The 18,268-nt window shown below is 63.6% G+C and carries 16 protein-coding genes and 3 pseudogenes; 10 read left to right on the top strand and 9 right to left on the bottom strand.

Translation table 11 applies throughout. The features are described 5' to 3' along the window. The first annotated feature begins 132 nt into the window (after nt 1–132). The 3 genes from C1H84_RS09060 to C1H84_RS09070 all read left to right on the top strand — a co-directional run bounded on the left by C1H84_RS09060 (nt 133) and on the right by C1H84_RS09070 (nt 3,416). Entirely contained in the window at nt 133–810 is a 678-nt protein-coding gene (locus C1H84_RS09060) for a GntR family transcriptional regulator (RefSeq protein WP_113607208.1), read from the top strand. A gap of 107 nt (nt 811–917) precedes the next feature. Then, entirely contained in the window at nt 918–1,979 is a 1,062-nt protein-coding gene (locus tag C1H84_RS09065) for an alcohol dehydrogenase (RefSeq protein ID WP_244910863.1), read from the top strand. Between the two features lie 69 nt (nt 1,980–2,048). Continuing rightward, the gene (locus C1H84_RS09070) at nt 2,049–3,416 is read left to right on the top strand and encodes an NAD-dependent succinate-semialdehyde dehydrogenase (protein WP_113607210.1); all 1,368 of its coding nucleotides are present in this window, start codon (nt 2,049–2,051) and stop codon (nt 3,414–3,416) included. A gap of 78 nt (nt 3,417–3,494) precedes the next feature. Here the strand turns inward: C1H84_RS09070 and C1H84_RS09075 are convergent, their stop codons facing one another. Continuing rightward, nucleotides 3,495–4,022: an ASCH domain-containing protein gene (locus C1H84_RS09075; RefSeq protein WP_113607211.1), complete on the bottom strand. Its 528-nt coding sequence runs from the start codon at nt 4,020–4,022 to the stop codon at nt 3,495–3,497. 194 nt (nt 4,023–4,216) lie between these two features. Here C1H84_RS09075 and C1H84_RS09080 point away from each other — a divergent pair. Beyond that, nucleotides 4,217–4,504: pseudogene (locus C1H84_RS09080) on the top strand (transposase); the annotation flags it as partial. A 140-nt stretch (nt 4,505–4,644) separates the two neighbouring features. Continuing rightward, nucleotides 4,645–5,229 (top strand): annotated as a pseudogene (locus tag C1H84_RS09085) (helix-turn-helix domain-containing protein); the annotation flags it as partial. A gap of 105 nt (nt 5,230–5,334) precedes the next feature. Here C1H84_RS09085 and C1H84_RS09090 read toward each other — a convergent pair. From C1H84_RS09090 to C1H84_RS09120, 7 genes are all read right to left on the bottom strand, one after another. Continuing rightward, on the bottom strand, nt 5,335–5,517 hold the full coding sequence (locus C1H84_RS09090) for a DUF2243 domain-containing protein (protein WP_113607212.1): 183 nt from the start codon (nt 5,515–5,517) through the stop codon (nt 5,335–5,337). Nucleotides 5,518–5,523: 6 nt separating this feature from the next. Beyond that, on the bottom strand, nt 5,524–6,648 hold the full coding sequence (locus C1H84_RS09095; RefSeq protein WP_244910864.1) for a YihY/virulence factor BrkB family protein: 1,125 nt from the start codon (nt 6,646–6,648) through the stop codon (nt 5,524–5,526). Between the two features lie 165 nt (nt 6,649–6,813). Beyond that, a complete protein-coding gene (locus C1H84_RS09100) occupies nt 6,814–7,755 on the bottom strand; it encodes a zeta toxin family protein (protein ID WP_113607214.1) in 942 nt (313 codons plus the stop codon). Between the two features lie 151 nt (nt 7,756–7,906). Further along, on the bottom strand, nt 7,907–9,289 hold the full coding sequence (allB, locus tag C1H84_RS09105; RefSeq protein ID WP_113607215.1) for an allantoinase AllB: 1,383 nt from the start codon (nt 9,287–9,289) through the stop codon (nt 7,907–7,909). A gap of 143 nt (nt 9,290–9,432) precedes the next feature. Further along, the gene (gcl, locus tag C1H84_RS09110) at nt 9,433–11,226 is read right to left on the bottom strand and encodes a glyoxylate carboligase (protein ID WP_113607216.1); all 1,794 of its coding nucleotides are present in this window, start codon (nt 11,224–11,226) and stop codon (nt 9,433–9,435) included. A gap of 322 nt (nt 11,227–11,548) precedes the next feature. Then, nucleotides 11,549–12,448 carry a 2-hydroxy-3-oxopropionate reductase gene (locus C1H84_RS09115; protein ID WP_113607217.1) on the bottom strand — a complete coding sequence of 300 codons (900 nt, stop codon included), beginning with the start codon at nt 12,446–12,448 and terminating at the stop codon, nt 11,549–11,551. A gap of 39 nt (nt 12,449–12,487) precedes the next feature. Continuing rightward, nucleotides 12,488–13,285, bottom strand: coding sequence for a hydroxypyruvate isomerase family protein (locus tag C1H84_RS09120; protein ID WP_113607218.1), 798 nt, complete (start codon nt 13,283–13,285; stop codon nt 12,488–12,490). A 480-nt stretch (nt 13,286–13,765) separates the two neighbouring features. On the opposite strand from C1H84_RS09120, the gene C1H84_RS18630 reads away from it, so the two are divergent. The 3 genes from C1H84_RS18630 (at nt 13,766) to C1H84_RS09130 (ending at nt 16,311) form a co-directional block, all read left to right on the top strand. Continuing rightward, nucleotides 13,766–13,891, top strand: coding sequence for a hypothetical protein (locus C1H84_RS18630; RefSeq protein ID WP_272926293.1), 126 nt, complete (start codon nt 13,766–13,768; stop codon nt 13,889–13,891). A 131-nt stretch (nt 13,892–14,022) separates the two neighbouring features. Then, on the top strand, nt 14,023–15,552 hold the full coding sequence (locus C1H84_RS09125; protein ID WP_113607219.1) for an NCS1 family nucleobase:cation symporter-1: 1,530 nt from the start codon (nt 14,023–14,025) through the stop codon (nt 15,550–15,552). A gap of 9 nt (nt 15,553–15,561) precedes the next feature. Then, a complete protein-coding gene (locus C1H84_RS09130) occupies nt 15,562–16,311 on the top strand; it encodes an aspartate/glutamate racemase family protein (protein ID WP_047120352.1) in 750 nt (249 codons plus the stop codon). Between the two features lie 815 nt (nt 16,312–17,126). On the opposite strand, the gene C1H84_RS17975 is transcribed toward C1H84_RS09130, so the two are convergent. Next, nucleotides 17,127–17,420, bottom strand: coding sequence for a hypothetical protein (locus C1H84_RS17975; RefSeq protein ID WP_146955992.1), 294 nt, complete (start codon nt 17,418–17,420; stop codon nt 17,127–17,129). A 184-nt stretch (nt 17,421–17,604) separates the two neighbouring features. Here C1H84_RS17975 and C1H84_RS17980 point away from each other — a divergent pair, with 184 nt between their 5' ends. Beyond that, entirely contained in the window at nt 17,605–17,841 is a 237-nt protein-coding gene (locus tag C1H84_RS17980) for a hypothetical protein (protein WP_146955994.1), read from the top strand. 243 nt (nt 17,842–18,084) lie between these two features. Beyond that, a pseudogene (locus tag C1H84_RS17985) lies at nt 18,085–18,268 on the top strand (acyl-CoA desaturase); the annotation flags it as partial.

The raw sequence follows: 18,268 nt of genomic DNA on the forward strand, positions 1-18,268 counted from the left end.
ACACCAGCATAGAATGCATAATGCATTCTTTCCACCCCTCCGGGCAAAAAATTTTCCTGAGCTTCCCTGCGGAGCGCGTCGCATAAGCTTTAAGTAACATCTGTCGGCGAATTTCCCAGAAAGGAGGCCCCGATGACCACCGGACCCAACAATTTCACGGCGCCCACCACACGGGCCGAGGCGGTGGCGACCCAGCTGCGCAAGGAAATTGCCAGCGGCGTACTGGCCCCCGGTGCCCCGATCCGGGATGCCGAGATCGCCGCCCGCCTGGGCGTGAGCATCACCCCGGTGCGCGAATCCATCGCCGTGCTCATCTCCGAGGGGCTTGTTGACCTGCTGCCGAACAAGCGCCGCCGGGTCATGAGCATGACCCAGCACCAGGCCGAGGAGCTCATGGATGCACTCGGCGCGCTGATGAGCCTCGGCATGGCCCGCATCGACGGCGCCACGCAGGACACCAGTCGGCTGCGCGCGATCATGCTGACCGTAGGCCAGGGCATCGAGCACCCCGAGCGCCGCCCGGTCGAAGGCGGCCCGGTGGCCCAGATGGTCGACGAGATCTTCACCTTGGCAGGCAACAGCGAACTCAAGTTCCTGGTGCAGCAATTGTCCACGCGCATCAGCGGACGCCTTTCGCTCTACCCGTACCGGCACCATGCGCGGCTGTGGGACGAGGCTTTCACCCGGATCGCGGCCACCCTGCCCGACACCCAGGCCGCCGCGGAGCTGATCACTGAATTCTTCGACCGCCTGGTCGAGGCCATGTCCCACGACCGCCACCGCGACCAAGTGGTCTCGCCCCAGCGATAGGCCGGGCGATAGCTTGCGGCTTTCACTGTGACTGTGGACAGGATTGCGGGCTTCATGGCATGGTCGGTTGCGTGGCACAAGTCACGCTATCGCCCCGAGGAGCTCCATTGAGGTCATTTACCGCGTTCATTTCCGACCGTTCGATCCGCGAAGTCGAGTCCGAGACCCCTGTGCCGACGGGGAAGGAAGTCCTGCTGCGCACCACCCACAGCGGTGTCTGCCATTCCGACATCCATGCGCGGGACGGGCACTTCGACCTCGGAAGCCGCGGAAAGCTCTCTCTGGCCTCCCGCGGCATGGGAGACAGCCTCGTTATGGGCCACGAGGTCGTGGGAGAGGTCATCGCGGTGGGCTCGGAGGTCACCGACCGCGCCGTGGGCGAGCGCGTGCTGGTCTACCCATGGCTCGGCTGCGGCGAATGCGTCCAGTGCCTCAGGGACGCGGAGAACTCCTGCGCCACCCCGCGCTCCATCGGCGTCCAGCTGCCCGGCGGCTACGCGGACCACGTGCTGGTGCCGCACGAGAAGTACACCTTGGACATCGACGGGCTGGACCCTGCTTGGGCGGCCACGCTGGCCTGTTCCGGAGTCACCTCCTACTCCGCCATCAACAAGATCCTCCCGCTGCCGGCCGACGCCCCCGTGGCGGTCATCGGCGCCGGCGGCGTGGGCCTGAGCGCCATCGCGATCCTCGCCGCGCTGGGCCACAAGAACACGATCGCGCTGGACCTGAACCCGGCCAACCTCACCCTCGCCGCGGAAAACGGAGCCACCCGCACGCTGCAGATCACCACGGACAGCACCGCGGAATCCGTGCGCAAGGAACTGGGTGTGAAGCCGGAAGCGATCATCGACTTCGTGAACAACTCGCAGACCGCGACCATCGGCTTCGACTGGCTGACCAAGGGCGGCACCATGATCCAGGTCGGCCTGTTCGGCGGCGAATTGGTTGTCCCGACCACCTTGCTGGCCATGAAGATGGCGACCATCCGCGGCAGCTTCGTGGGCAACCTTGTCGAGCTGCGCGCCCTGGTCGAGCTGGCGAAGTCCGGACAGCTGCCACGCACCGCGGTGGGTTCCGGAGTGTTGGATGCCGACGGCGTGCGCGACACCCTGGATGCCCTGGAAAACCGGCAGATCTCCGGACGCGTTGTCCTTGAGGCCCGCTGATTTTTTAGCTTAGAAACAATGCATTGTGCATTTATCTGACCGCCTTCCCACGACAGGAATCACCACGTCATGTACCGCTCCACCAACCCGATGACAGGACTCGTCGAGGCCGAGTTCCCTCTGCTCACCGCCGATGAGATCGCACAGGCAGCGCAGCGCTCCGCGCAGGCCTACGTCCAGTGGCAGGCCGTGCCCCGTGCCGAACGCGCGGACGCGGTGCTGCGCATCGCTGCGATCTTCGAGTCCCGCCGCGACGAGTTCGCGAAGCTGATCACCGCGGAAATGGGCAAACCCATCTCCCAGGCCCGCGGGGAGATCGCGCTGGTTGCCTCGATCTGCCGCTACTACGGCGGGAACGCCGAGACGCTGCTGGCCGACGAGGTCCTGGACCCGGCCAGCGGGGACAGCGCCGTGGTGCGCACCAGCGCCATCGGCCCGGTGCTCGGGGTCATGCCGTGGAACTTCCCGTTCTACCAGGTGGCCCGCTTCGCCATCCCGAACCTGCTGCTGGGCAACACCATCCTGCTCAAGCACGCCAGCAATTGCCCGCAGTCGGCGCTCGCCTTCGAGCGCGTGGTCCACGGGGCAGGCGTCCCGGCCGATGCCTACATCAACCTGCTGGCCTCCTCGAAGGATATCGACGCGCTGGTTGCCTCGCCGCACGTTCAGGGTGTTTCGCTGACTGGTTCGGAAAAGGCAGGGGCCTCGGTGGCCTCCCAGGCAGGAAAGCATCTGAAGAAGGTGGTCCTTGAACTCGGCGGCTCCGATCCCCTACTGGTGCTGGATTCGGGCATCCTGGAGCACAGCGTCAAAGCGGCCGTGCTCGGCCGCTTCGCCAACGCGGGCCAGGCCTGCATCTCCGCCAAGCGCCTGATCGTGCTGGACGAAGCCTACGAGGACTTTTCCACCTCGTTCGCCCAGGCGGTCTCCAACATCAGTTTCGGAGATCCCACGGATCCGGCCACCTTCATGGGTCCGCTGTACTCGGCCTCCGCCAAGGACGAGATCCTGGAGGTTGTCGACGACGCCCTGGCCCAGGGCGCCGAACTGCTCGTGGGCACAGCGTCCGCACGCACGGATGATGCATTCCTGGAGCCAATGGTGCTGGTGGGAGTCACCGAGCAGATGCGCGCATTCCATGAGGAGATCTTCGGCCCCGTGGCCGTGCTGCTGCGGGCCCGGGACGCCGACCACGCCGTGGAACTGGCAAACAGCAGCGTCTACGGCCTCGGCGCCACCGTCTTCAGCTCCGACACCGCCCAGGCCAACGCCGTCGCGGACCGGCTGGAGGCTGGCATGGTGGTCATCAACGGCATGGCCGGCAGCCAGGCCGATCTGCCCTTCGGCGGCACCAAGCGCTCGGGCTTTGGGCGCGAACTGGGCAGCGCCGGCATCGCGGAATTCTCCAACAAGAAGCTGATCCGTACTCCTGCCTAGCCGGACCCGGCGAGCCCGGTCCGGCTGCGTGTACCTCCTTGCACGCGCCCGGGCCGGGCTTGCCGTGTTAACTGGTTGTCATACGCCCGGCGCATCCGCGAATTCCGGCGGCCAGCAGATTTCATCGCGCTCCAGCAGCAGCTCCTCGCCCGGCTGCGTGGTCTGCTCCGGCGTCCAGTCGCAGCCGATCTCCGCCTGGGTGCGCGTCCAGTACCCCCGGTGCACCCGGCGCCAATATTCCAGCGAGAGGTTCCCTTCGCCTTCGGCGGCGGCGAACTCGGCGGGTACGTCGAAGAAGCTGGATCGCTGCACAGAAACCACACGCTGGATGATCCTAGGTTCTCCCGAGCCGTCGCATACCACCCAGTGGTCTCCCGCCTTGGGTTCGGCTTCGCCGTGCTGCCTGTATTCCTTGGCCAGCGATGAGGTGGCACGCTTGGTTCCGTACATGACCTCATGCAGCAGCTCTTCGGCCAGCTCGGCGCTGTCCCCGTAGCATTCGACCACATAGCCCGGAGCGTCCTCGGGCGCGATGGAGCGGGCGGACAGGTACGCGCGCCACATCTTCTCGGCGGCTTCCAGGTTCAGCTCGGGCAGTTCGCTCATTGGACAATCGTACTAGTCTTCCAGCTCAAATTCCCTGTAGAAATTGGGGTTGGACGGCGTCAGGAACCGGATCCTCTGGCCGTAGTGCACATGGATCAGGTTCAGCCGCAGGACGGCGGGTCTGCTGAAGGTTTAGTTGACACTTCGACCGCATAACCCAGCGATGGTTATGCTCAAACGAAGGAACAAAAACCATGCCAAGAATCTTCACCGAAGATTTCAAGAAGGACGCAGTTGCTCTCGTCGAATCGGGAATGTCCCAGAAGCAAGTCGCTGCGGATCTGGGCGTCTCAAAGACAGCCCTGCAAATGTGGGTCCGTGATGCCCGTTACCAATCCCACGGAATGACACCGTCCTCCGATGCTGACGAACGCAAAGAAATGTCCCAAGCGCTCAAACGCATCCGGGAACTGGAAATGGAGAACGAGGTGCTGCGCAAGACCGCAGCCTACCTCTCCCAGCCGCATATTCGTTCCCCAAAATAATGGGCCCGCATCAATCAAGAACTAGCTGTAATACCCACATAGGTTAAGAACACACGGCGCGGCAAAGTGACAAAGAGAAGACCCCTGAGTGAAGTGGTGTTTGCGACAACATTCACGACAACCCAGAGGTCTTCTCCATGTCCCATCCTAACGCCACCCTCACGCCCAAAGGCCGCACCCTACTCGCCCGCTGCATCGTCGAGGACGGCTGGTCCCTGCGCCGCGCCGCCGAACGCTTCCAAGTCTCCACCGGCACCGCCAACCGCTGGGCCACCCGCTACCGCGAGCACGGCGCAGCAGGCATGCACGACCGCTCCAGCCAGCCACACACCAGCCCGCACCGCACCTGCACCCGCACCGAACGACGGATCATCGCCCTGCGCGTGAACCGCCGCTGGGGACCGGCCCGCATCAGCTACCACCTGGGCATCCACCCTTCCACCGTGCACAAGGTCCTCTCCCGGTACGGGTGCTCCCGCCTGTCCTTCCAGGACCGGGCTACCGGCCGGTGCATCCGCCGCTACGAGCACAAGGCGCCCGGGGACATGATCCACGTGGACATCAAGAAACTCGGGCGGATCCCCGACGGCGGCGGCCACCAAGCACTGGGCCGGGCGGCCGGGAAGCGGAACAAAACCCGGACCGAGGCCAACCGGAGGCCTGGCTACGCCTACCTGCACAACGCGGTGGATGACCACTCGCGCCTAACCTATACCGAGCTGTAAGAATCCCGCTCCGGTGAGCATGCAGGCGGCAAATGTCAGCTTGGCGAACGTGGCATCTCGGATCAGCCCCACCACCATCAGCAAGCCCGCGACGGTAGCAAACTAACTGAACGCATGGAATAGCCCGTCGGATACCAGACCCATGGAACTGTTGGACTTGTCGTAGAAGTGGTGCCAGTGCAACAGCTGGTGGAACACCACTTCGTCCAGGAACGCTATGCTTCCGAGCCCCAGGAACACTCCGGTGGACAGGTTTCGGCCACGCGCTGTGATGGGAAGATCCATCGGCGCTCACTCCCGGGGGGTGCCGGTATCCGGCTTCGAGCCACCGGAGGTCTCGTCCAGGTCTTCCTCGCGTTCCAGCTCTGCAGCGATCCGCAGCTGCTTGCCCTCGCGGATGTCCTTCTCCTCCTTGGACAGCTGCTTCTCGCTGGCCTTGATGTCCCGCGGAGGAAGCTGGATTGAGCTCTCTGCGGCAATCCCGGACTGAAGCTGCCGGGCGCGCTCCACTTCCGAATCGAACACGACGCCGAAGAGCAACGACAGATTGCCGATCCAGATCCACAACAGGAGCACGATTACGCCGCCAATGGCGCCGTAGGTTTTGTTGTAGTTCGAGAAGTTGGCGACGTAGAAGAAGAATCCAAGGGTGGCAATGGCCAGGATCAGCAGTGCAATAGCCGATCCGAGGCTGATCCAGCGGAATTTTGGTTGCCGCACGTTCGGCGTGCCGTAGTAGAGCAAGGCGATCATGAGCACCGCCGCCAGCACAATCACCGGCCATTTGGCGATATTCCAGACCATGATCGTGGTTTCCCCGAGCCCGACGACATCTCCGATGGTCTGGGCCACTGGTCCCGAGACGACGAGCAAGATGATCAGCAACGCCGCGCACAGGAGCAAGACCAAGGTCACCAGCAGCATGATCGGCTTCAGCTTGTACGCCGGGCGGCCCTCTTGCACGTCGTAGATCTGGTTGATGGAACGGCCAAATGCCCCCACATAGCCCGAGGCGCTCCACAGCGCACCGATCAAACCGACGGCAAAAGCCAGTCCTGCCGACGGCGCCGCGGACAGTTGCTCAATCGGTTGCCGGAGCGTCTCAACCACTTGGTCGCTGGCAAACCGATCGAGAATATCGATCATGGTCTTGGTGGTGGTTTCGGCTTGACCCACCAATCCCAGCAGCGAGACCAAAGCCAGCAGGCCGGGGAAGATGGAGAGCATCGCGAAGTAGGTCAGTGAGGCGGCCAGGTCCGTGCACTTGTTGCGGGAGAACTCGCTCAGCGAACGCTTGAAAATGTACTTCCACGAATTGCCGTGAAGCTGGACCGGCGAATCCGGTTTCGAGTCGTCCTCCGGTTCAGGGGCATTCTTGTACTTGCGCCGCGTATCCGTGGCCGTTCCTTCATCCACGTCCGGGCGACCTTCAAACGGGTGACCAGATGCCCCGGTTGACTTGACCATTTCCAAACCTCCGCGAGATCTTCGACTGCTCGTGTCCTTTTGCCGACATTGAAGCAGGATCCGGTGAAGCGCATCAATGGCATTGCCGAAATACTCAGGAAGAGTGGCGCGCGGCTAGGGTTGCGGCGTGGCTGCCAGTTCCGCTCCGTAACCGGATCTGGACATGTCCACTTCCAGTGAGCCGAAGTCATCAGCATCTGCCGTGTCGCTGTCGGCAGTGCGGTACGCGCGGTAGCGCAGCACCGCAGGCGACTGGAAGGCCAGTTTCTCGGCAATGATCTCGGGCTTGGACTTGTCCCCCGGGGCGTCGAAGACCTTGCGCGCAAACTGGTAGGGAACCCAGCGGGCGCCCAAGTCATCCTCGCCGTGCAGCGAGGCCTCGTAGGCTTCCTCCCAGCGCTGGGTGATGCGTTGCTGCGAGACCTCGAACGGCACGCGCACCTCCACGATCTCGACACGGTAGCCTGCCTCGTCCAGCTCGGCCATCAGCTGCTTCGCTCCATCCGCCGAGTGCAGCACCTTGTCCACCACGATATTCACTCCCTCGGCAATGCACTGGCTGCGCAACTGGGTGGAGAGCTGGGAGGATTCCTCATGCACCAAGGTCGCCAGCTCCAACGGGAAGAACTCTTCCCCGGCGGCTTCGCGCAGCTGGACTTCTTCGGGCTTGATCGCGCTCTCGTAGCTGCCGTCGGCTACGGCTTGGCGCAGCAGAAGCTCCTTGAATTCATCGGCGTCCAGCACCAGGTAATCCTCCAGATGCTCGCCGAGCAACTCCTTGAGCAAGGTGCTCTTCCCGGCCCCCGGAGCGCCAGCCAGGATGACAGCACGCCGCTCCTGCTTGGCTTCCGACCACTTCCGGCGATATTCGGATTTCAGCCGTTCGTGCAGCTTGCGGCGCTCGGGCTTGGGCTTCATGGATTCGCCCCCGTCCTGGTAGAACCAGTCGGGATTGCACACCGTGATGTTCTCGGAGTCCTGCGCCAGCGCCTCGCCCGGCCGCGACATGCGATCCACGGTGCGTCGGTGGTGTTCAATGTCCTCTTTTGCAGCCACTGTATGATCCTTCCTTTCCCCAACACAGTAGCGGTGCGGCCAGCCCGGGCGCGATAACGCGGCCCGGAATTCCAGCCGGTTTCCAGCAAAAACACCCCAGGATGCCGCCGGCCACCGGCGGCATCCTGGGGTGTTGCGACTCTCTGCGGTTCTAGGCTTCGCCGCGGCGGATCAGCTTCCCGTTGGGGGTCGCGAAGTCCACGTCGTTGCCGGCGATGATCGAGCGGCGCACCACGCCGGCCAGGGTCTTACCGTGGTACGGCGAGATCGGGTTCTTGTGGTGCAGCTTCTTCACGTCGACCACGAAGGCGTCCTCCGGGGCGAACAGCGCGAAGTCCGCGTCATTGCCCAGGGCGATGGAGCCCTTGTGCTTCAGGCCCGCCAGCTCGGCAGGCTTCACCGCCATCCACTGCACAACCTGTTCCAGGGCGATGCCACGCTTCTGCGCTTCGGTCCAGATGAGCGGCAGGCCCAGCTGCAGCGAGGCGACGCCGCCCCAGGCCACGCCGAAGTCGCCGTTCTCCACGTCCTTCAGGTCGATGGTCGAGGGCGAATGGTCCGAGACGATGCAGTCGATGATGCCTTCTTCCAGGCCCTTCCACAGCAGCTCACGATTGGAGGCCTCGCGGATCGGCGGGCAGCACTTGTAGGCGGTGGCGCCGTTCGGGATCTCCTCGGCCAGCAGCGTCAGGTAGTGCGGGCAGGTTTCCACGGTGATCTTCACGCCGTCCGACTTCGCGGTCTTGATCATCGCCAGCGCATCCGAGCTGGACAGGTGCAGCACGTGGGCGCGCACCCCGGTCCAGCGGGCACGCTCGATCACCTGGGCGATCGCCACGTTCTCCGCACCGCGCGGGCGCGACTTCAGGAACCGGTCGTACTGGTCGCCCTGGGCTTCCGGGGCGTGGTCGATGGCGCTGGAGTCCTCGGCGTGCACGATCATCAGCGAGTCGAAGGACTTCAGGACCTCCATGTCCTCTTCCATCTCGTCGACGGTCAGCGACGGGAACTCGTCGACGCCCGAGTGCAGCAGGAAGCACTTGAAGCCGAAGACGCCGGCGTCGTGCAGCTCGCGGAGGTTCTCCTTGTTGCCAGGGATCGCCCCGCCCCAGAAGCCGATGTTCACGTAGGCCTTCGGCTGCGCCGCGGCCTTCTTGATCTCCAGCGCTTCCAGATTCACCGTCGGCGGGATGGTGTTCAGCGGCATGTCGATGATGGTGGTGACACCGCCCGCGGCGGCGGCCTTGGTGGCGGACTCGAAGCCCTCCCACTCGGTGCGGCCCGGCTCGTTCACGTGCACGTGGGTATCGACCAGGCCCGGGAGCAGCACCTCATCGGCTCCAACATCGATCACGCGTTCGCCCTGCAGGTTGTTGCCCAGGGGTTCGATCGCGACGATCTTGCCGTCGCGCACGCCGATTTCCCGCGCGGAAATCCCCGCGGTGGTCAAGATGCGTTCTCCGCGCAGCACCAGATCGTACTGGGCCTGTGCGGATGAACGTGCGTCGTGTTCAACAGCTTCGTTGATGCTCATGAGGCGTTCCTACTCGTTTGAAATCTGTACTTCGTGATTCAGGCTCTAAATGAGTCTAATTGGTTGTGGCGCGGGACACACCCTTTTAGTGAACCGGTGTCCCGCGCCAAACTTCGTGGTGACTAGGCAGTGACGACTGGCCTTCAGGCATCCACGGTGACACTGCCGCCCAGCGGCACCAACGCGGTTGGCGCATCGCCAGGCTCCAATGCCAGGTCCTCGAATTCATTGACGGCATCCAGCTGCGCGCCCATCGCGATGTTGGTGACCTTTTCCAGGATCACTTCCACCACCACCGGCACCTGGTGCTCGTCGGCCAGGGCCTTGGCCTGGGCGAAGCCCTCGGCCAGCTTGGCAGGGTCCTGAACGCGCACTGCCTTGCAGCCCAGGCCCTCGGCGACCTTGACGTGGTCCACGCCGTAGCCGTTGGTCTCGGGGGAATTGATGTTGTCGAAGCCCAGCGAGACGTGGTAGTCCATCTCGAACGGTCGCTGCGACTGGCGGATCAGGCCCAGGTAGGAGTTGTTCACGACCACGTGCACGTACGGCAGCTTGAACTGCGCGCCCACGGCCAGCTCCTCGATCATGAACTGGAAGTCGTAGTCTCCGGAAAGGGCGACCACGCGCTCGCCAGGCTTGCCGCGCACGACGCCCAGGGCGGCCGGTCCGGTCCAGCCCAGCGGGCCGGCCTGTCCGGCGTTGATCCACTTGCGCGGACCGTAGACGTGCAGCATCTGCGCGCCGGCGATCTGGCTCAGGCCGATGGTGGACACGTAGGTGGTGTCCTGGCCGAAGGCCGCGTTCATCTCCTGGTACACGCGCTGCGGCTTGATCGGGATGTTCTCGAAGTTGGTCTTGCGGTGGCCGGTGCCCTTGCGCGCGGTGGCCGCATCGGCCCACTGCGAGTAGTCCGGGATCAATCCGGCGGCCTTGCGCTCGCGCACGACCTCCAGGATCGCGTCGATCGCCGCGCCGGCGTCCGAGGTGATGCCCAGGTCCGGGGAGAACACGCGTCCGATCTGGGTGGACTCGATGTCCACGTGGATGAACTTGCGTCCCGCGCGGTAGGTGTCCAGCGCGCCGGTGTGGCGGTTGGCCCAGCGGTTGCCCAGGCCCAGGACCACGTCGGATTCCAGGAAGGTGGCGTTGCCGTACTTGGTGTGGGTCTGGATGCCGACCATGCCCGACTGCAGGCGGTGGTCGTCCGGAATCGCGCCCCAGCCCATCAGCGTCGGGGACACCGGGATGTTCAGCTCTTCAGCCAGCTCGACCAGCTTCTCGGAGGCGTTGGCGTTGATCACGCCGCCGCCGGCGATGATGATCGGCTTGGTGCCGCTGGTCAGCAGGTCGACGATCTTCTCCGCCTGGCCGCGCGTGGCCTTGGGCTTCTCAACCGGCAGCGGCTCGTAGGCGTCGATGTCGAAGTCGATCTCCGCCAGCTGCACGTTGATCGGCAAATCCAGCAGCACCGGGCCGGGACGCGAGGAGCGCATGACCTGGAAGGCCTTGGCGAAGGTCCCCGGGACCAGTCCGGGCTCCAGGATGGTGGAGGCGTACTTGGTGACCGGCTTGGCAATGGACTCGATATCCACTGCCTGGAAGTCTTCCTTGTGCAGCACGCTGGTCGGCGCCTGTCCGGTGATGCACAGCATCGGGATGGAGTCGGCGATCGCGGCGTACAGGCCGGTGATCATGTCGGTGCCGGCAGGGCCGGAGGTGCCCAGGCACAAACCGATCTTGCCGGTGGCCCGCGAGTAGCCGTCAGCCGCGTGGCTGGCGCCCTCGACGTGGCGGTGCAGAGTGTGGCGGATGCCGCCATGCTGCTTCATCGCCGAGTACAGCGGGTTGATGGCGGCGCCTGGCAGGCCGAAGGCCTCGGTAGCGCCTTCCTTTTCCAGAATCAGCACAATGGCGTCTACAGCGCGCATTTTTGCCATGGGTTTCACGTCCTAAGAATTTTCGGGTGCCCGGTGCCGGCGGAACTGAGCGGGAACGCCGGCGGCGGGTCTTGGAGAGAGGGAGAGGTAGTGTCCTGCGGCGGACACCCGGGCGCATGAGTCACCATGACTTCGCGCCCTTGAGCATCGGAATCCGGCACTGAACTGGAACAGAGCTCAGTGCGCGCCGCTGATGTTTTCTCGTGCGGTGCCGTGTCATCACCGGCAGCAAGTCAGCAGCATCTGTGGGATCGGCGCGCGGCCGGATATCCGAGGGATTGAAGGTGCCCGGCGAGTCCGCCGCAGGAAGTTTTTCGGTCGGCTAGGCGCCGACGGTTTCCTCGACCTTGCCCGACAGGCGCTGTACGCCGCGGAAGAGGCCCGAGTGGTCCAGCGCACCGTCGCCGCTGGCCACGGTGGAGGTCACCAGCTGGGCGACGAGTGCGCCGAGCGGAAGCACCACGCCGGCCTCGCGGGCGGCGGAGGTGACGATGCCCATGTCCTTGTTGTGCAGGGCCAGGCGGAAACCCGGGGCGAATTCGCGGTCCAGGATCTTCTGGGCCTTCTGGTCGAGCACGGCCGAGCCGGCCAGGCCGCCGCCGAGGACCTTGATGGCCGCGTCGGCGTCCACGCCGTAGGCCTCGAGGAAGACCACTGCCTCGCTCAGCGCCTGGATGTTAGCGGCGACGATCAGCTGGTTGGCGGCCTTCACGGTCTGGCCGGAGCCCGACGGGCCGACCAGCACGATGGTCTTGCCCACCGCGTCCAGCACCGCCGCGGCGGCATCGAAGTCAGCCTGCTCGCCGCCGACCATGATGGACAGCACGCCGCCGATCGCGCCGGCTTCGCCACCGGAGACCGGGGCATCCAGCGGACGCAGACCCGCGGCGCGGGCGTCTGCGGCCAGGCTGGCCGAGACGTCAGGGCGGATCGAGGAGGTGTCGATCCACAGTGCGCCGGCCTTCGCGTTGGCGAAGACGCCGTCCTTGCCGGAGACAACGGCTTCCACGTCCGGGGAGTCCGGCACCATGGTGATCACCACGTCAGCGTCCTCCACGGCCTCGGCGACGGATCCGGCGCCCTTGCCGCCGGCGGCGACCAGGGCGTCGATGGCCCCCTGGCTGCGGTTGAAGCCGGTGACGGTGAAGCCGGCGTTGACCAGGTTCTTCGCCATTGGCAGGCCCATGATTCCCAGGCCGATGAATGCTACGTTCTGCGACATGTTTCTACTCCAAAAAATTTGCGGTGGTGCGATGGGTGCTTAGGCGCTGGCGGAAGCGGTCTTCAGCCAGTCGAAGGCGGTGGCGGCGTCCTGCTTGTATTCCAGGGAGACCTTGCCCGCGTAGCCCAGCTCGCGGGAGCGGCTGATCCAGTCCAGCAGAGGCAGATTGCCGGTGCCCGGAGCTCCGCGGCCCGGGGCGTCGGCGATCTGGATGTGGCCGAAGTCCTTGGCGTGCGCCTCGATGACGGCTGCCACGTCGTCGCCGTTAACCGCCAGGTGGTAGAAGTCGGCCAGCAGGGCGATGTTCTGGCTGCCTGCCACCTTGACCGCGTCCACCACAGCGAGTGCGTCCGCGGCGGTCTTCAGCGGGTAGGCCTCGGTGCCGGAGACCGGCTCGATCAGCACGGTGCCGCCGATCTTGGCGACTCCCGAGGTGGCGGCGAGCAGGTTCTTCACTGCCAGCTCGTCCTGCTCCGCCGCGGTGAAGCCGTCCAGGCGGTTGCCGTACAGGGCGTTGAAGGAGGTGCAGCCGGTGGCTTCGCCGATGGCGGCGACCACTTCCACATTGTCCTTGAACTCGCCGCAACGTCCCTTCCAGGAGACCAGGCCGCGGTCGCCGGCAGGCATGTCGCCGGCGAAGAAGTTCAGTCCGTCCAGCTGCACGCCGGCGTTCTTGATGGAAGCAACGAATTCGTCGACCTGCTTATCGGTCGGCACGGCCTCTGCGAAGGGCCACCAGAACTCGACGCTGTCGAAGCCGGCAGCCTTGGCTGCGTCGGCGCGCTCCAGGACTGGGAGTTCGGTGAGCAGGATCGAGCAGTTCAGAGTGTACGACACTGGTTTTTCCCTTCGAGACCGTGCCCCAAGATTCCGCTTTATGGAATTTGGGTTTTGCTTTATGAAAACTGTAGGGCGAGATCCGCGTCACTGTCAAGCGCTACCCGGAACCCCGCGAAACATCGCGGGCAGCCGGCGCTAAATAAGTCTCCGTGCACCTCCGAACCGCCCGGGCCGACGCGCGAAAAAACTGATTTTTTTCCACGAGGCGAACAAATTTCTCCGAGATTTTTCCAAATTTGGCCCGCAGCACGAGGGGGCCGATGGCACCCCTCAGCCCGACCTGATGAATTTCTTGCATCAGGGCGCCGCGCCCCCGCGCCCCACTAGTGCGAAACGAAATATTTCACCCGCGTCCAGTTATCTCGCATTGCGGAATCTGTATTTTTTATTGCGGTAATGTGACCCATCACATACAGTTAATTCACCAAGCACGATTGGCACATATCTCGGAGTCAGATTCAATACTCAGGAGCAGCCATGCAGAATCACTTCAGCACGGAGCACAGCATGAACCCGGTCGGCGAAACTTCGCTTCCGGTCCTGCCGTTCTCCGGCACGCCGGCAGAGTTCTATTCGAACTTCGGCATGCCGATCTACCCGTAGCGCCCCTCCCGCCGCCGTCGAACCCACGCGTTCAGACCCGCCGCGCACGCCTACCAGTAGATCCCGCCGCCCCGCCATCATCCAGGCACTTCCCGCCTTCCGGCCGCGGCCCCTGTTAAAGGATGTCCATCATGGCGCAGAATACGCCTCAAGCTTCGCCTGCCCTTGCGGCAGAAACCGGGCACAACCGGTCGGGAATCGATCCCGCCAACCCCTATGAGCTCAGCCCCTCGCTCTACAACCAGGATCTCGCCCCGACCACCCGGTCCGGACGCACCTGGAGCGCCTACAGCATCTTCACCCTGTGGGCCAACGACGTTCACTCGCTGGGCAACTACGCCTTCGCCATCGGGCTCTTCGCCCTGGGCATGAGCGGCTGGCAGATCCTGGGCGCGCTGGGCATCGGCGCGGTCCTGCTCTTCGCGCTGCTGACCCTCTCGGGGTTCATGGGCGAGAAGACCGGCGTCCCGTTCCCGGTCATGAGCCGCATCGCCTTCGGCATCAACGGCGCCCAGATCCCTGCGCTGCTGCGCGGGGCTGTTGCCATCGCCTGGTTCGGCATCCAGACCTTTCTGGCCTCCCAGGTGCTGTCCGTCATGGTCATCGCCCTGGCGCCCGGCGCCGCAGGCCTGACCGAGACCAGCTTCCTCGGCCTGAACACGCTGGGCTGGATCTGCTTCGTGGCCCTGTGGGGCATCCAGCTGGTCATCGTCAGCTACGGCATGGAGATGATCCGCAAGTACGAGGCATTCGCCGGCCCGATCATCCTTGTCACCTTCCTGGCGCTGGCGATCTGGATGCTCTTCGAATCCGGATTCAACGTCTCCATGCACACCAGCACCCCCAAGTCCGGGCTGGACATGTGGGTCGGCATGTTCGGCGCCGCCGCCCTGTGGGTCTCCATCTACGGCACCTTCGTGCTGAACTTCTGCGACTTCACCCGCGGCGCGGTCTCCAAGAAGGCAATCGTGCGCGGCAACTTCTTCGGCATCCCGCTGAACATGCTGTTCTTCGGCGCCATCGTCGTGGTTCTGACCGGCACGCAGTTCTCCATCAACGGGGACATCATCAGCTCGCCGTCCGACGTGGTCGAGGCGATCCCGAACACCTTCCTGCTGCTGCTGGCCTCCGGCGCGCTGCTGGTGCTGACCATCGCGGTGAATCTGATGGCGAACTTCGTCGCCCCGACCTACGCGCTGACCAACCTGTTCCCCAAGCACCTGGACTTCCGGAAGGCGGCGCTGATCTCCGGCGCGATCGGCCTGGCCATCCTGCCGTGGAACCTGTACAACTCGCCCGAGATCATCAACTACTTCCTGGGCGGCCTGGGCGCGCTGCTCGGCCCACTGTTCGGCATCATCATGGCGGACTACTGGCTGGTGCGCCGTGCGCGCATCAACGTCATGGACCTGTACCGCTCCGAGCCGGACGGCACCTACTACTTCACCCGCGGCTTCAACTTCCGCGCGATTGCCGCCCTGGCCATCAGCTCCGTGATCGCGTTGCTGCTCGCGTTCGTCCCGGCCCTGCACGTTCTCGGCGCCTTCGCCTGGTTCCTGGGATCGGGCGCCGGCGCGCTGACCTACCTGGCCTTGGCCAAGCGCCACCAGAACCTCGTCGACCTGGACGGCGAAGCCATCGCCGTCACCCCGAAGCACTAGGAGCCGACCATGCGCATTCTTGTACTGAACGTGAACACCACCGCATCCATGACCCACGCCATCGGCGACTCCGCCCGCCAGGTCGCCTCCCCCGGCACCGAAATCGTGGAGCTGACCCCTGACTTTGGCGCCGACAGCTGCGAGGGCAACTTCGAAAGCTACCTGGCCGCGCTGGCCGTCATGGACAAGGTCGCGAACTACACCGAGCCCTTCGACGCGGTCATCCAGGCCGGCTACGGCGAGCACGGGCGCGAGGGCCTGCAGGAGCTGCTGGACGTTCCGGTGGTGGACATCACCGAGGCCGCCGCGTCCACCGCCCAATTCCTGGGCCACAAGTACTCTGTGGTCACCACCCTGGACCGCGCGGTGCCGCTGATCGAGGACCGGCTGAAGCTGGCCGGGCTCACCGACCGGCTGGCCTCGGTGCGCGCCAGCGGGCTGGGGGTGCTGGAGCTGGAATCCGACCCGCAGCGCGCGGTGGAAGCCATCGTCGAGCAATCCCGCGCCGCCGTGGAGCAGGACAAGGCCGAGGTCATCTGCCTGGGCTGCGGCGGCATGGCCGAGCTGGAGGAGCAGGTCGCTGCGGCCACGGGCGTGCCGATCGTCGACGGAGTCCGCGCCGCGGTCACCATCGCCGAATCACTTGTCCGCATGGGGCTGAGCACCTCCAAGGTACGCACCTACGCCCCGCCGCGTCCCAAGCAGATCACCGGCTGGCCCATCACCCGCCAGCCGGCCGACGCCGGGACGCGCGCCTAGCAAACAGGGAGTCCCAGCCTAGTTGCCGCACAGAATCCCGTCCTAGACTCGTAAGTACCTCATGAAAGTGCGAGTGATGACATGGAGATCCCCGCTGCTGATGCAGCGGGGATCTCTTCACGTCAGCACTAACAGATAAAAGAAATCAACGCGCAATTGTCACGATGTGCGGGTTTCCAAGTCCAACCTAACCCCACCGGGCAATCCCTCCAATCGGAGCGATCCGCGAATTGAACGGTAGATATGGCCAATTATGTGTGCAGCTAGAAGTTTGCTGGATATCAATTCCTACATTCCGCGGGGATTGCGCCCATCACTGTCTTCTCGGGCCGCCCAGTAGAGCGAAAAGGCGTCGACGTTGGCTGTATCATCGCCTGACCGAACCAGCACAGGTCTCCCGGTCTTGAAGTGCCGCTCCATCTCAGCTACCAATGAGCAGTGCAGATCGAGGACCCTTCGAATGCATACTACGAACTTCCCAAGGCACGGGACTAGCTATCCGAGCTAGTCACGAACTTGGATATCAGGACCAAGGCCGAGTTCTGCCAGCTGGCCTTCGTTGAATAGCGGAGCGCAAGAAGTCACGTCATGGCCGCGGCTTCATGAGCTGTTCATTTGCACCGGCGAAAACAAGGCTCGAATGATTGATGGAACGATCAGGTCCGCCATTCGTGTCATGGTTCTTCTCAAGCCGGTCCGAGAGACCCGAATGGCGGCCTCAAGACGACTGGCAGCTCCATTGCAAACTTCAGAATGCAGCGATGCCCTACCTCTGTCTCGATCTCTTACAGGAGTGATGCAGTGCTGGCGTGGATTCATTCATGGTAGATGACGTCCTCGGCGAAGCACCAGATGCCAAAGAACTCATCCTTGTCGTCTGTCGTAAGGACATAAACCAATCCCTGGGCACGTTTGGTCGCTCTTGCTTCCAAACATACATTGGCTCCCAATATCGGCAGAGTTGCTGAAACTTGCTTGGAGGGTGAGTAGTAGACCGTTTTAGCGTTCCTGTTTGGGTTGAACCGCAACACATCGTAGGTGGCTCCGCGGTAATTGAACTTGCGACCTGAGGGGTCTTTAGTAGGGGGCGGCTTCTTTGATTCACTCACTTCTGGAACTTTAGACCCAAAAGCAAATATTCGACTGCACCACGGAGGCACCACACAGGTCCGCCGCGGGGAAAACACGAGGATTTGCAATCCTCAATACCCTGTTAGGCTCAAGTAGCCGCTGACGTTACGCCGCAAGTACTGAAGAATCATCCGGTTTCATCTTCACTGACAGGAATATCGCATGGGCAACAGCCCTGAAGCAGCATTAGGCATCGCCTTACTCACCTCTCTCGTTCGCCAAGACCGAGAAGCATTCCTGATCATCGCTTCCGAGCTCAAAGGCGGTAATGCACAAGCCGTGGCTATCCTTGCACGACTCGGAGAAGCAATGGTCGGAATGATCGCTGAGTTGCTCCAAGTTAGCAATGAGGAAGCCCTCACGCGCATTGCAGCATCCCTCGCACTCAACGCTGAATAGATTCCGAAGAACCAGGTGGCCGGACATGCTCTGACATCAAAAGAGAAACGAGCGTAAGCACCTGCCGTGGATAGTGATTCGGTTAGCAACTAACCACTTCTACCAAGCACTTTCCCGAGGAAGAATGAAAACTTTGGAGCTGTCGTTGAAGGCACTGTAAAGCCGAGTAGACTTTTGAACTACAGGCTCGGTCTGGTAGCACACCTCCACGACATAGCGAGCACTTTCAAACAAGGACATTATTTGCCTCGTAGTTCTCTGCTGGTATCTCCAGCTCCCACCGTGAAACCCGGTGATCCTCAAAGCTTTTTCCACGTCAAGAAACTGGTCGGCGATGCCGGGCTGATCCGGCGCCGGCCCGGGCATTACCTGGGCATCGGCATCGTGCTTGCCGCGTTGCTGGCGGGCACCGTGGCAGGCATGCTGC

The sequence above is a fragment of the Glutamicibacter soli genome, from assembly GCF_003309065.1.
Taxonomy (GTDB): Bacteria; Actinomycetota; Actinomycetes; order Actinomycetales; family Micrococcaceae; genus Glutamicibacter; species Glutamicibacter soli.

Excerpts from the sequence above, each read along its gene's own strand:
- C1H84_RS09075 (WP_113607211.1), bottom strand. The coding sequence starts at position 4,022 with ATGAGCGAACTGCCCGAGCTGAACCTGGAAGCCGCCGAGAAGATGTGG.
- C1H84_RS09090 (WP_113607212.1), bottom strand. The coding sequence starts at position 5,517 with ATGGATCTTCCCATCACAGCGCGTGGCCGAAACCTGTCCACCGGAGTG.
- C1H84_RS17980 (WP_146955994.1), top strand. The coding sequence starts at position 17,605 with ATGGGCAACAGCCCTGAAGCAGCATTAGGCATCGCCTTACTCACCTCT.
- C1H84_RS09070 (WP_113607210.1), top strand. The coding sequence starts at position 2,049 with ATGTACCGCTCCACCAACCCGATGACAGGACTCGTCGAGGCCGAGTTC.
- C1H84_RS09125 (WP_113607219.1), top strand. The coding sequence starts at position 14,023 with ATGGCGCAGAATACGCCTCAAGCTTCGCCTGCCCTTGCGGCAGAAACC.
- allB (WP_113607215.1), bottom strand. The coding sequence starts at position 9,289 with ATGAGCATCAACGAAGCTGTTGAACACGACGCACGTTCATCCGCACAG.
- C1H84_RS18630 (WP_272926293.1), top strand. The coding sequence starts at position 13,766 with ATGCAGAATCACTTCAGCACGGAGCACAGCATGAACCCGGTCGGCGAA.
- gcl (WP_113607216.1), bottom strand. The coding sequence starts at position 11,226 with ATGGCAAAAATGCGCGCTGTAGACGCCATTGTGCTGATTCTGGAAAAG.
- C1H84_RS09115 (WP_113607217.1), bottom strand. The coding sequence starts at position 12,448 with ATGTCGCAGAACGTAGCATTCATCGGCCTGGGAATCATGGGCCTGCCA.
- C1H84_RS09060 (WP_113607208.1), top strand. The coding sequence starts at position 133 with ATGACCACCGGACCCAACAATTTCACGGCGCCCACCACACGGGCCGAG.
- C1H84_RS09130 (WP_047120352.1), top strand. The coding sequence starts at position 15,562 with ATGCGCATTCTTGTACTGAACGTGAACACCACCGCATCCATGACCCAC.